Annotated in this window: 14 protein-coding genes; 10 read left to right on the forward strand and 4 right to left on the reverse strand. The window is 61.1% G+C overall.

The features are described from left to right. Positions 1-55: 55 nt before the first annotated feature. Positions 56-478 (forward strand): cupin domain-containing protein, encoded by a 423-nt coding sequence (locus FIV03_RS17200; RefSeq protein ID WP_023000917.1) that lies wholly within the window; start codon positions 56-58, stop codon positions 476-478. Positions 479-615: 137 nt separating this feature from the next. Then, complete coding sequence (locus FIV03_RS17205) at positions 616-1758, forward strand: NAD(P)/FAD-dependent oxidoreductase (RefSeq protein WP_152510409.1); 1143 nt, start codon at positions 616-618, stop codon at positions 1756-1758. A gap of 6 nt (positions 1759-1764) precedes the next feature. On the opposite strand, the gene FIV03_RS17210 is transcribed toward FIV03_RS17205, so the two are convergent. Both FIV03_RS17210 and FIV03_RS17215 read right to left on the reverse strand, forming a co-directional pair. Continuing rightward, positions 1765-3210, reverse strand: a complete 1446-nt coding sequence (locus FIV03_RS17210; RefSeq protein WP_152510410.1) for an ATP-binding protein — start codon at positions 3208-3210, stop codon at positions 1765-1767. Then, positions 3207-3935, reverse strand: a complete 729-nt coding sequence (locus FIV03_RS17215; RefSeq protein ID WP_023000920.1) for a response regulator — start codon at positions 3933-3935, stop codon at positions 3207-3209. The genes FIV03_RS17210 and FIV03_RS17215 overlap by 4 nt, the downstream gene beginning before the upstream one ends. Positions 3936-4170: 235 nt before the next feature. Between FIV03_RS17215 and FIV03_RS17220 the strand changes: the two genes are divergently transcribed. The 4 genes from FIV03_RS17220 (at position 4171) to FIV03_RS17235 (ending at position 7781) form a co-directional block, all read left to right on the forward strand. Continuing rightward, positions 4171-5340: a calcium-binding protein gene (locus FIV03_RS17220; protein WP_152510411.1), complete on the forward strand. Its 1170-nt coding sequence runs from the start codon at positions 4171-4173 to the stop codon at positions 5338-5340. Between the two features lie 195 nt (positions 5341-5535). Beyond that, positions 5536-6534 (forward strand): hypothetical protein, encoded by a 999-nt coding sequence (locus tag FIV03_RS17225; RefSeq protein WP_152510412.1) that lies wholly within the window; start codon positions 5536-5538, stop codon positions 6532-6534. Between the two features lie 263 nt (positions 6535-6797). Beyond that, on the forward strand, positions 6798-7241 hold the full coding sequence (locus FIV03_RS17230; RefSeq protein WP_152510413.1) for a hypothetical protein: 444 nt from the start codon (positions 6798-6800) through the stop codon (positions 7239-7241). A gap of 72 nt (positions 7242-7313) precedes the next feature. After that, positions 7314-7781 (forward strand): GFA family protein, encoded by a 468-nt coding sequence (locus tag FIV03_RS17235; protein ID WP_152510414.1) that lies wholly within the window; start codon positions 7314-7316, stop codon positions 7779-7781. Between the two features lie 13 nt (positions 7782-7794). On the opposite strand, the gene FIV03_RS17240 is transcribed toward FIV03_RS17235, so the two are convergent. Both FIV03_RS17240 and FIV03_RS17245 read right to left on the reverse strand, forming a co-directional pair. Next, positions 7795-8172 carry a VOC family protein gene (locus FIV03_RS17240; RefSeq protein ID WP_152510415.1) on the reverse strand — a complete coding sequence of 126 codons (378 nt, stop codon included), beginning with the start codon at positions 8170-8172 and terminating at the stop codon, positions 7795-7797. Between the two features lie 132 nt (positions 8173-8304). Continuing rightward, complete coding sequence (locus tag FIV03_RS17245) at positions 8305-9213, reverse strand: iron-siderophore ABC transporter substrate-binding protein (RefSeq protein WP_152510416.1); 909 nt, start codon at positions 9211-9213, stop codon at positions 8305-8307. A gap of 92 nt (positions 9214-9305) precedes the next feature. On the opposite strand from FIV03_RS17245, the gene FIV03_RS17250 reads away from it, so the two are divergent. The 4 genes from FIV03_RS17250 to FIV03_RS31770 are packed head-to-tail and all read left to right on the forward strand — an operon-like array spanning position 9306 to position 12631. Beyond that, a complete protein-coding gene (locus tag FIV03_RS17250; protein ID WP_152510417.1) occupies positions 9306-10295 on the forward strand; it encodes an iron ABC transporter permease in 990 nt (329 codons plus the stop codon). Further along, positions 10295-11314: an iron ABC transporter permease gene (locus FIV03_RS17255; protein WP_286202200.1), complete on the forward strand. Its 1020-nt coding sequence runs from the start codon at positions 10295-10297 to the stop codon at positions 11312-11314. Before FIV03_RS17250 ends, FIV03_RS17255 begins: the two co-directional genes overlap by 1 nt. Continuing rightward, positions 11307-12149, forward strand: coding sequence for an ABC transporter ATP-binding protein (locus tag FIV03_RS17260; protein ID WP_152510419.1), 843 nt, complete (start codon positions 11307-11309; stop codon positions 12147-12149). Before FIV03_RS17255 ends, FIV03_RS17260 begins: the two co-directional genes overlap by 8 nt. Before the next feature lie 41 nt (positions 12150-12190). Then, on the forward strand, positions 12191-12631 hold the full coding sequence (locus FIV03_RS31770) for a hypothetical protein (protein ID WP_209009687.1): 441 nt from the start codon (positions 12191-12193) through the stop codon (positions 12629-12631). Positions 12632-12634 lie beyond the last annotated feature (3 nt).

Consider the following 12634-nt stretch of genomic DNA (forward strand, 5'->3'; position numbering starts at 1 on the left):
AAACTGGGCGGCCCGATCCGTGCGCATGGTGGCAGAGACTTGCGAGGAGGTGTCCATGAGTGTCCTGACCGTTTTCGAGGCCGGTTCCAGGCCATCGCGACGTGCAAATCCGGATTATTTCACTGGAACGGTCTGGCAGGACCCGGTGATCGAGGCGCCCGCGCCAGCGCGTGTGCGTGCATTGCGGGTGACGTTCGAACCTGGGGCACGTACCCACTGGCACACTCACCCGCTCGGGCAGACCCTTCAGATACTGGAAGGGGCAGGTTTTGTGCATCTGTGGGGGCAGGAGAAACTGTCGATATTGCCAGGTGATGTCATCTGGATCCCGCCTGGTGTCAAACATTGGCATGGCGCCGGACCGAACACGTCACTTGTCCATCTGGCCATACAGGAAGAACAGGACGGTGCGACGGCGGAATGGCTCGAACCGGTCGACGAGGCGACTTACGCCGGTGGCCTTCAGGCGCGGCGTTGAGCGTCCGGTGCCGAAGTTGCCCCGGCTCCTGTCGGCAGACGGCTTGCGTTCATCCGCGGCACGGGGTGCCGGAGCATATTGTGCTTGCCGGCAGACTCTGGTCAAAAGGATCCATCCATTCATGAAGTGATTGCCCGATGAACATAGCCATTGTCGGGGCCGGGATCGGAGGACTGGCGACAGCCATTCTTCTGGAGCGTCTGGGCCACCGGATTTCCCTGTTTGAACAGTTTCGCAAACCGGTTCCCATCGGTTCGGGCTTGATGATCCAGCCCGTCGGGCTGGAAGTCCTGGAGCAGGCTGGTGTCGCGGATGTGGTGCTGAAGCACGCAACACCGATCAAGCGTGTGCTTGGCAGCTCGTCGCAAACCGGCAGGCGGGTTCTTGACGTCGACTATGGCGCAGTCCCGGGGCTTGGTATCCACCGGGCCGCGCTGTTTTCCGCGCTTTATGAAAAGGTGCTGACGCGTGCGCTTTACTGGCGCACGGATTGCCGGATCACTGGTCACCAGGATGGAAAACTGCGTTTCGCCGATGGCAGCTTTTCCGAGGCCTTCGACCTGATCATCGATGCGTCGGGCGCAAATTCGGTTCTGTCGCCGCTGAAAGCACGCGCACTGTCGTTCGGTGCGATCTGGGGAACTGTCGACTGGGTTTCCGGCGGTCTGCCCGAGGATCATCTTTCCCAGCGGTATCGCGGTGCAGACCACATGATTGGTGTGTTGCCTGTCGGCCTCATGCCGGGACAGGACCGGCGGAAGGCCGCGTTCTTCTGGTCACTTCGCCAGGACGCTTATGAAGACTGGCTCAAGGGCGGGCTGGCAGCCTGGAAGGACACGGCGCTGTCGATCTGGCCCGATGCCGGGCCCTTTCTGGAGCAGATCACGGATCCGGAGCAAATGACCATGGCGCGCTACAGCCATGGCACCTTGCGCCAGCCCTGGGGGGACAGGATTGCCTTTGTTGGTGATGCCGCCCACCGGGCGAGCCCGCAGCTCGGGCAGGGCGCGAACATGGCTCTACTGGACGCTGCCGCCCTGGCAAAGGCATTGGAGACCCTGCCGCTTGACCAGGCTCTCCCTGCCTACGGCAAGGCCAGACGTTGGCACGTGGGTGTCTATCAGGCGTTCAGCGCGATGTTCACGCCGGCCTATCAAAGTGACAGCAGGTTGCTGCCCTTTTTGCGCGACAATGTGCTGTTTCCTGTCAGCCGTATCCCGCCCGTTCCCTCGGTGCTGTCGCATCTGATCTCGGGAACGCTTGTGCCACGCGGTATTTGATCCAGTCTATTTGCCCGCCCCGAGCGGCAATCTGACGTCGGCCTGAAGACCGCCTTCCGGACGGTTCTTCAACTCGATCCGGCCGCCATGTGCATGGATGATCGAACGGGTGATCGCCAACCCCAGACCGATGCCGCCCGTTTCTTCGCTGCGGGATTCTTCAAGCCTGACAAAGGGTTCGAAGACGTCCTTCAACTTTTCCTCGGGAATGCCGGGACCCTTGTCGGTGATGCGGATGATGGCTTCGCCGGCGGATCTGGCCGCGTGGACCGAGACGCCGTCTCCGTAGCGGATCCCGTTCTCTATCAGGTTCCTCAGGGCCCGTTTCAAGGCCACCGGACGGCACGGAAGCACGATCCGTTCTTCCGTTTCAACGGTGCATTTGTGGCCAAGGTCCTGCTGGTCGCCTGCAAGTGCCTCCAGGATCGCACCAAGATCGGCGTTTTCCGCTGTTTCCGCCTGGGCGTCGTCCCTGGCGAAACGCAGCGCGGCTTCCGTCATCGCAGCCATTTCTTCCAGGGTTTCGATCATCTTGTCGCGGTTTTCCTCGTCCTCGATGAACTCGGCCCGCAGGCGCAATGAAGTGATCGGGGTTCTGAGATCGTGACTGATGGCGGCCAGCATCCGTGTGCGGTCCCTGACAAACCGTGTCAGGCGGTCCTGCATGTCGTTGAAGGCGTTCGTCAGCGAGCGGACTTCGCTCGGCCCGCTGGGTGTCAGTGGCTTCTGTTGTTCGCCGCGGCCGAACTTCTCGGCAGCCACGGACAGTTCCTTCAAGGGCCGGGTCACGCGGCGGACGGCAAAACCGATAATGAGCACCATCAGCAAGGCGGTAATCGACAGCTGCACGACCAGAGGCAGAAAATCGCCGGCTGGCGGGCGATAGCTGGTAGCGACATTCAGCCAGCGTCCGTCACTCATCTGGATAGACAGCGACAGGTCTTCCGGCTTGTTCATGATCTTGCGCAGTTTCGAAGGGCGTTCGTGCCGCGGCTCGTCGCGCGACTTCGGATGATCATCGTCGTCTGCCTCGCGGCCACGCGGTCCACGTTTTTCGTCGGCAAGAATGTTGAGATGCACAGTCTGGCCGTGTTCCAGCCTTTCGGCCATGTAGCCCTGCAGGCGTTTTTCGAAACGCGAGTTGCCGGGCGCCGGTGCCAGCGGCTTGTCGCCAAGCCAGAACACTGCGAACCGGCTGCTGCTGGCCACAAGGATCCTGTCCTGCAGGTTTGCAGGTGTATCTTCCATCAGCTCCGCCAGGGAAACAGCGCGCGACAGAAGGTTGTCACGGGCCGCCGCCACGAGCGCGATGCGCCGCTCGTCCTGGAAGATCCAGATGCTGAATGCCTGTGCCGCGACGATGGCTGCGAGCAGCAGAATGATCAGCTGCGAGGCGAGGGTGCTCGGCCAGAGACGGGACAGGATCGGTCGGGGCGTCGGACGTGTCGTCATTCGGCCGTGTCTCTCACTTCGGCAGTGAACATGTAGCCGCCTCCCCAGACGGTCTTGATGAGTTTGGGATCTTTGGGATCGATCTCGATCTTGCGGCGCAGACGGGAGACCTGGTTGTCGATGGACCTGTCGAAGACAGCGGGCGTCCGGCCGGTTGTCAGGTCCATCAGCTGGTCGCGGTTCAGCACCATTTTCGGACGTTTGAGGAAGGCGCACAGCAACTGGAATTCACCGCTGGAAAGGGCCACCGAAGTCCCTTCCGGGTCCAGAAGCTCTCGACGGGAGACATTCAGCGACCAGCCGTCGAAATGAAGCCTGTCGTGCTCGATCGGATCGCGTTCCTTCGGCACAAGCGATGTACGGCGCAGGACCGCGCGAATGCGCGCGAGCAGTTCGCGGGGATTGAAGGGCTTTGTAACGTAGTCGTCGGCACCGATTTCCAGACCGATCACCCGGTCCGTGTCGTCTGCCATCGCGGTCAGCAGGATCACGGGCATGGAGCCGGTTTCCACCAGATGACGGCACAGGGACAGTCCGTCCTCGCCCGGCATCATGATATCCAGGACGACAAGATCGATGGACGCCGCCTTCAGGGTCTTGCGGGCCTGTGCGGCATTTTCCGCCACGGTTGCGCGCAGTCCATTCTTGACGAGGTAGCGCGCAAGGGTTTCGCGGATGTCGCGGTGATCGTCCACCACCAGGATATGCGGGCTCGGATCGCTCAAGTGTTTCTCCAATCTGGCCTGCCGGGAATGGTCTCAAACCGGCCGGGCGCTGTGATCCTACTGTTTCTAAGGTAAAAATAGTCTCCGGAACGCGCTTGTGCGACCGGAACTTGTAACAAAGTGTGTCGCAGTGCCCATCCGGGACAGACGGCGACACTTCGGGCCCATTCGGACGGTATTCCTGCGACAATTGCTGCCTACCTTCAGCTCATCAACGAACCAAGGAGTTGTTGGAATGAAACCGTTCAAGAAGATTGCAATTGCCGCCCTGGCTGCGAGCGTCGCGGGTACCGCGCTGACGGCCGGCCTGTCCGCTTCCGCCCAGAACGCGACTGCAAACCAGGACGGGGGGCAACAAATTCAGCAGGCCGACGGACAGCGTGTCGCGCTTATGGATGGGCGCGGTGGTCCTGGACACGGCTTCGGCCGGGGCCATGGCATGCGCGGTGGCAAGGAACGCGCCGAGCGGTTGTTCGAACGTTTCGATGTCAATGAAGACGGTGTCATCACCAAGGCTGAAATCGAGGAAGTCCGGACGCAGGAGTTCACATCGGCCGATGCAGATGGCAACGGCGAGATCAGTCTGGAGGAATTCAAGGCCGAATTTCTCACCCGCTCCAATGACCGCATGGTCAGGGCGTTTCAGTTCCTCGACCGTGACGGCGATGGCACTGTAACCCAGGACGAAGCGGATTTTCTCGCCAACCGCATGTTCAACATGCTGGATCGTGACGGCAACGGAACCGTTGAACGTGTTCGCGGTCCGCGTGGCCCTATGGCCGACGATGACGACGATGATCGTGGCCCGCGCGGCGAAAGAGCAGAGCGGGGTGAGCGTGGAGAGCGTGGAGAGCCCGGGGAGCGCGCCGAGCGCGGCGGCCGTGGTGAGCATGGCTGGCGCGGTGGTCCGCAAATGAGACAAGGCGGACACCACATGGGTCGTGGTGGTCACGGCGGCCCGGGAGGGATGTTCCTGGGCATGTTCGACACCGATGCGGACGGCAAGGTGAGCCGCGAGGAATTCGATGCCAGGCGCGGTGAATTGTTTGCGCTGGCCGACACCGACGGCAACGGCTCGTTCACGCTTCAGGATTTCGGTCCGCTGTGGCTTTCGATCAACGAGAGCCGGGTGGTCGACATGTTCCAGCGTGCCGATGCCGACGGCAGCCTCGGGATCACCGCGGAAGAACAGAGCAAACACCAGGACCGCATGCTGGAGCACGCCGACCGCAACAACGACGGCGTGATCACCAAGGCGGACTTCAAGGGTGGCCGGAAAGGCGGCCATGGTCCGGACAAGGGCCACGGCTGGAAGAAAGGTCACGGCCATGGTGATGGCGAACGTCGCGGTCAGGGCCAAGGTCAGGGCCAAGGTCAGGGATGGGGGAAACACCACCGCGGCTGATCTGGCGCACAACACCTGAAAAACTTCGGCCGATCGCACCGGCCGGAGCCGTTTCCCACCCCCGGCGGCCCCACCCCGCGCACGGGAAACGGATAAGGGAGCCGTCCCTCGCGGCTCCCTTTTTTTGTCGGTTCGGTTTTAGGGTAACTTCAAGAAATTTCGGCAATAGTCGTTCCGGTTTTCAAGGGGGACAGCATGGCCAAACCGACGTTGAATGAATTCGTGACTGCCAGAATAGCAGCGGGACATCTCAGTGAGGATGATGTCATCAACGTGCGCCGCTACGTTTACGGCGACATGGCCGTGTCTGTTGAAGAGGGCGAGGCTCTTTTTCGGCTGAACAATGCCGACATCACCTATCACGACACCTGGTACGAACTCTTTCCCGAAGCCATCCTCGATATCTTGGTGCACCAGGCAAAACCAGAGGGCTATGTTTCCGAGGACAAGGCTGCCTGGCTGGTCAGCCAGATCATGGCGGATGGTCATATCTGTGGCAAAACCGAGCTGGACGCCGTGCTGCATGTGCTGGAAAAAGCCCGCGAAGCACCGGAAAGTCTCGAACAGTTTGCACTGCGGGCTGTGGCGGACAGCGTGATTTCGGGGAAAGGGCCGACGCGCTCGGGCCTGGATCTCAAGCCCGGCGTCATTGCCGAGGCTGAAGTGGAGCTGCTGCGCCGGGTGCTCTATGCCGGTGCCGGCAGTCGTGGTGTTGCCATTTCGAAGGCTGAAGCCGAGGTACTGTTCGATCTCAACGACGCTACAATAGAGGCGGAAAATGCTCCCGGCTGGTCGGAGCTCTTTGCCAAGGCGGTCGCCAATTATATGATGGCGATGTCCGGTTTCACGCCACCCTCCCGCAAGATTGCACTCGAGCGTGAAAACTGGCTGGAACAACCCGGCGGATTTGAAGGTGGGCTCAGCGGTTTTTTCAAGAAAATGTTCAGCGGTGGTATCGGCGGCATTCGTGACGCCTATGGCGACACGCCTGATCCGTTCACCGCCCGTGGAAACGAGATGCTTGCGGAGATTGCCGCCAATGAGGTGGTGACGGAAGACGAAGCCACCTGGCTGGTGGAGCGCATTGGCCGCGACGGTATCCTGCATGAAAACGAGAAGGCCCTGCTGCGGTTCATCCGGGAAGAAAGCCCGAACATTCATCCCTCCCTCCGGCCATTGCTGGAGAAAGTTTGACCGGGCACCAGGCCGGTCAACGTTTTTTTGTTCCATCCGGCTTCTTGGCACGTCGTCAATATTGCAAGGATGCCGCGGTCCGGTTACCTGAAGATTGTCGAAAAAGGCGTGACCGGTTGGGCCTGTCGCCCGGGTAAGCCCCGGTCCCTTCACACGTGAAGGCTTTGTTCGGTCAGGCGGCATAAACGCCGTCTGGCAAGAACCCCCGACTGTGGCGGCGGAGATGCCGCCCCTTCGCGTTTGCGAAGTCGAGGGAGCATGTCATGACGAACCCATTTGAAACGCAGGGGTCCACGCGCCCGATCGGGTACTGGATCCGCTCTGCCGATAGATGTCTTACCAAGGCGATCGAGGCCATCCAGTCTGACCTGGGGCTTGAGCGAGCCGACTGGCAGGTGCTCAATACGCTTGCCGAAAGTGCAGCAGGAATGCCGTTTGGCCGGCTGAGAGAGACTTTTGATCCCATGCTGGAGGTTAGGGACCTGCACAAGGTTCTGATCAGTCTTGCAGACCGGCGGCTTCTTTGGTTCGAGGAAGATTTCTGGCAGCTAACCGACAAGGGCAGGGGCGTCCACAGAAGTGCGATGGAACGCCAAACCACCTTGCGGAGAAAGGCGATGCGGGGAATCTCCGAGGCTGATTACAGTCTTGTGGTGAATGTTCTGGCCAGGCTCGTCAGCAATTGCCACAGGCCAGAAGACACTTGAAAGGAGACGCGAACCTCTGCAAGTTGCCGTCGCCACTGGCCAAACGGCCAGCCGAACCAGATGGAGCCGGACATGACGCAAGAGACTTTTTCACTCAAGGGGACATGCCGTTGTGGTCACACGAGCTTCGAGGTTTCCGCGCCGCCGCTGATCACCTGTGCCTGCCATTGCAGAGGGTGCCAGCAAATGAGTTCCAGCGCCTATTCCCTGACGGCGATCATGCCGGCGCCCTCGTTCAAGGTGACCGAAGGTACACCGGTAAAAGGGGGATTGCAGGGACCTGAGGCGGATCATTACTTCTGCCCGGACTGCAAGACCTGGATGTTCACGCGTATTCCCGGGTACGACGAAATCGTCAATGTCCGCTCGGTCCTGCTCGACGACCTCCACTGGACAGAACCCTTCATGGAAACAATGACTGCCAGCAAGCTGCCTTGGGCGGAAACGCCTGCAAGGCACCGTTATGAAGGCTTTCCGCCACCGGAAGACTTCATGAAGCTGATGGGCGAATTCGCCGCCCACCAGCAGGCGACCAGATAGCGGGTCGGCCAGGTCAGATTTCCTCGGCAACGTCGATCCGGTTGCCGTCCGGATCGGCGAAGACGAAGGCTCTGAGGCCGTAGTCCTTGTTCCGGAGGCGCTTGACGATGCGCAAACCATGGCGCTCGCAGGCCCGGCAGGCGGCGTCGGCGTCGGACACCATGATGTGGGCCTGATTGAATGGCGGAGCCTGGTAGCCTTTCTGGAGTGTCAGGTGCAATTCGGCCTCGTCCTTCTTCAGGATCATGAAGCCAACCGGACTGCCGTTTTCGAACACTTTTTCCAGGCCGAAGATTTCCCGGTAGAGCGTACGGGAACGTTCAATATCGCTGACGCCCAGTGTTGCGGCGATGCGGCCGAGCCGCAGCTGCGAGGAAGTGTCGGTGGTCATGGCTTACCCTTCTGTTTTCAATGACGGACAGCAAGGCAACCGGTCGGTGCCGGTGAGAACCTGCTAATCCGCAATCTCAGGGCGGTGCCTGTGTGGGAACGGCTTCCGTTCAAGCGGAAGCCGAACGGTTTTCTAGTCGAGGCCGTAAATCCCGGCAATGTCGTGAAGCATCAGCTTTGCAGCCAGAATGCCACCGGCGGTGTTCCAGATGGCATCACTGACCTGGTGCACCTTGCCGGCCTTGACGGCGGACAGGGACTGCCACAACGGATCGGCAAGCACTTCTTCTTCCAGAGACGTGCCTTTGCCGTCGCCCGTGTCATAGGTGAAATAGAAGATCCGGTCGCCGTCCATATCCGGAATGCTCTCCTTGCCGGTGCGGATGGCAAATTCTTCCACATTCTGGTTCGCCGGCCGGTGAAAGCCGATGTCTTTCAAAAGCACACCGGAGAAACTGTCGAGCTGATAGATGCGGATCTGGCCGGGCACGAAACGGATCACGGAAACTTCCTCGTTGAGGTGGTCACCAAGTTTCTCCCGAAGGTCTGCGACTGAAGCATCGTAATCGGCGATGGCCGCATCCGCTTCCTGCTCCTTGCCGAGTGCTTCGGCATAGAGGCGGAAGTTGATTTTCCAGTCGCCACGAAGCTCCTTGGACATGACGGTCGGGGCGATTGCGGTCAGCTGCGGATAGATTTCCTCGTGCCGCTGCTTGTTTGCCAGGATCAGGTCGGGTTCCAGAGCCGCGATCAGTTCCAGGTTCACCGCGCTTTCCTTGCCGACAGGTTCTGCTCCGTCCATGGCATCGGAAATATGGTCCCACCAGGGATCGCCATTCCAGGAATTGGCCGCGCCCACCGGCGTCACTCCAAGCGCCAGCAGCGCTTCCGTGCCTTCATTGGTAAGGACAACAATCCGTTTCGGGGCGTCCGGAACCGTGACGTTGCCCATGCTGTCGGTGACATCGCGAGCAATCGCAGGGGCTGCTGCCAGCATCGCACACAGCGGCAGGGCGCACAGCAGGCGTGACCAGATCTTCATTAGAATGACTCCAAAAAGTTGAATATTTGCCTCCAGTATTAAACCCGTGTATGGACGGGCCGTTGATTTGTCAATCGGAGGGGAGAGGGCGCATGAGGCGGCCGGCGATTGCATTGTGTCTGGCGCTGTGCGCGGCTGTCATTTTCAGCCTGCATGCCGGATTGACCTTCTATGCGCCTCATACGGTCCTTTCCGCGCTCATGGGGGGCGAGGGCGCAGATGCGCTGATTGTGACGACGTTGCGTCTTCCAAGAACCGCGATCGGCGTGGTTTGCGGGGCCTCTCTCGGCCTTTCCGGCTTGTTGATGCAATCGGTTACGCGCAATCCGCTGGCAGAGCCGGGACTGCTCGGGGTCAATGCAGGCGGTGCGCTGTTCGTGACCTTCGGGGTGACGGTCTTCGGCGTGGCAAGCCTTGCCGGTATCGGCATTGCAGCAGTGATGGGTGCGCTGGCGGCAACGGCCCTGGTGTTTTCGATTTCAGCGTCCACTGGCGGTGCAGGCAATCCGGCAACCACGTTGCTGGCCGGATTTACCGTAGCCGCCCTGCTGGCGTCCTTCACACAGACCTTGCTGCTGATCGACGAAAGCGCTCTTGAGACACTGCTGTTCTGGCTGTCGGGCAGTTTTTCCGACCGGCCGATCGGGTTGTTGCAACTCGGGTTGCCGTTGCTTGCCATCGGGGTCGCAGGCAGCCTTCTTCTGGCAACACCGCTGGACGTGCTGCGTCTCGACGATGCCAGTGCCCGGTCAGTGGGTGTCAATGTTGGCGCAGTCCGATTGACGGCGCTCGGGCTTGCGGCCCTGCTTGCGGCGGGTGCGGTGGCGATGGCGGGGCCGGTGCTGTTTCTGGGCCTGGTTGCGCCGCATCTTGCCCGGCGCCTGACCGACGGCGCCCTGCCGTCGACACGGCAGTTGATCGTGCTTTCCCTTCTGACCGGTGCCCTGATCGCAGTCCTTGCCGATATTCTTGCGCGTATTGTCGTTGCGCCCGGTGAAGCGCCGATGAGTGCCGTTCTTGCGCTTGTCGGCGTTCCGATGCTGGTGCATCTGCTTCACAGGCGGAAAGGGCTGGCAGCGTGATGGCAGGCGCATTTCCTCTTGTCAGGCTGCTTCCGGTCATGCTGCTCGTGTTTGCGTTGACACTGGCAGCAACGGGCATCGGGTCCAGCTTCATGCCGCCGGAACGTGTTGTCGCGGCGCTGGCCGGGCAAGGCAGCCGCATGGATGAAGTAATCGTCTGGACCCTGCGCTTGCCCCGTGTTGCCCTTGCCATACTGGCCGGAGCGGCGCTTGCCCTTGCGGGTGCCTTGCTGCAGCGGGTCGTGCGCAATCCCATGGCGTCGCCCTCGGTTCTGGGCATTACCGACGGCGCGGCGGTTGGCGTCGTGCTGTTCTTGTGGCTGTTTTCCGATCAGGCGAACAATCTGACAGTCTCCATTCACTGGCAGCCTCTGGCCGCCATCGCCGGGGCGGCAGTCTTCGGAGCCCTGGTAATCGCATTGGCATCGCTTGATCGGGCAGGCAGCAAGCCGCTGAAGATCATCTTGTACGGTATTGCCCTGGCAGCACTCGCAAAGGCCGCGGTCACGCTGTTGATTATTCTCGGGCCTGTCTACAGGGCAAGTCAGGCACTTACCTGGCTGACGGGCTCGGTTGGTGCAGCCCACTGGCAGGACGTTCTGGCGGTCGGTCTCGGACTTGTCGCAATCGTCCCGGTGTTGCTGTGGCAACGGCTCACACTTCGGCAACTCGTACTTGATCCTCAAAGCGCTGCCGTGACAGGCCTGTCGCTGGACAAGGCCCAGTTCTGCCTGCTGGCGGTTGCCGTTTTCCTGACGGCCATCGCAACGGCCCATGTCGGTGCCATTGGTTTTGTCGGTCTGGTCGCGCCGCATGTTGCACGGATCTTCCACGGTCAGTTCCGGTCCGGATATCTGGTTTCCGTGGCTCTGACCGGAAGTTTCCTGGTGCTGGCAGCCGACACGCTGGCCCGGATCATCGCGCCACCGCTGGAATTGCCCGCAGGCGCGTTGACTGCGCTCGTCGGTGCGCCGCTGTTTCTCTATCTGCTTGTAAAAGGACGGCAATCCCATGCCTGACACTCTGGCCAGTCTCGATCGTGTCAGTGCCGCATATGACGGCGCGCCCGCGCTGAACGAGGTCTGCCTCGACCTGCCCGACGGCAAGATCATCGCCTTTTGCGGACCGAACGGCAGCGGCAAATCGACGGCCCTGAAAGTGATGCGCGGTCTGCACCGGCCGGATGCCGGCAATGTGGAAATCGCAGGCAGGGCGCTTGGCGACTGGTCGCAGAAGGATCTTGCGCGCCAGGTCGCCATGTTGTCCCAGTCGCCCGATGCACCGTCGGACCTTTCGGTTGAGGATCTGGTGCTGATGGGGCGGTTTGCGCATCGAAGCCGGTTCGGCGGGCCATCGGCAGCGGACAGGACTGCCTGCGACCGTGCGCTTGAAATCACCGAAATGACCGAGCTGAAAACCCGGGCTCTCGCCCAGCTTTCCGGCGGGCAGCTGCAACGTGCCTGGGTTGCCATGACACTGGCGCAGGATGCGCCCCGGATCTTTCTGGACGAGCCGACCAACCATCTGGACATTGCCCATGCATTTGAGTTGCTGGACCTCGTCAAGCACCTGAGCCGCTCCGAGAACCGAAGCTTCGTCATTGTCCTGCATGATCTCAACATGGCCATGCGTTATGCCGATCACGTTGTGCTGTTCGAAAAGGGACGGATCGCCGCCAATGGTCCGACAACGGAAGTGCTGACGGAAGCGACCGTCTCTTCCGTATTTGGCATCGCCTGCAGGATCATGCCCCTGGACGGGTTGGAACGACCGGTCATCGTTTCCTGGGGCAAGGCCACCGGCGCGGGCGTTTCCGGCCAGTCGTCCGGCAAAATGCGCAAAATCTGCACATAGGCTGACAAAGGCCTGCAAGCGGGCTTGGCACAACAGGTGCCATGACCCGCCTGGCAACCTCTTCCCCGACCTCACTGGCCTTCCTCCTGGCCTCGCTGATCCTTGCCTACGAGCCGCTGCGCTGGCTGATCGGCACATGGACTGACCCGTCCTACCCATCGACCGGCGCGCTCTATCTGGTCGCGGTGGCAGCCCTGGTGCTTTGGTCGATGACGAGCCCGGTTCGGCAGAATTCGATCGGGCACCGGCAAATGGCAGTGCTGCTCCTGTTGGCGGCGGCGCTGATCCGGCTGGCGAGCCAGGTTCTGGGGATCAACGTGATCGGCGGGGTGGCGCTGGCAATTGATGTCTTCGCGCTCGCTACCCTTTTGCGGACAGGGGAGAGGCAGAGAGCCGTTTCCCCCTTCTGGCTGTCCGTCCTGTTTCTGTTCACTCTGCCGGTCGAGCGCATTCTGCAACGGCTGCTCGGCTATCCGCTGTAGGAA

The organism is Labrenzia sp. THAF187b (assembly GCF_009363375.1).
GTDB lineage: Bacteria > Pseudomonadota > Alphaproteobacteria > Rhizobiales > Stappiaceae > Roseibium > Roseibium algicola.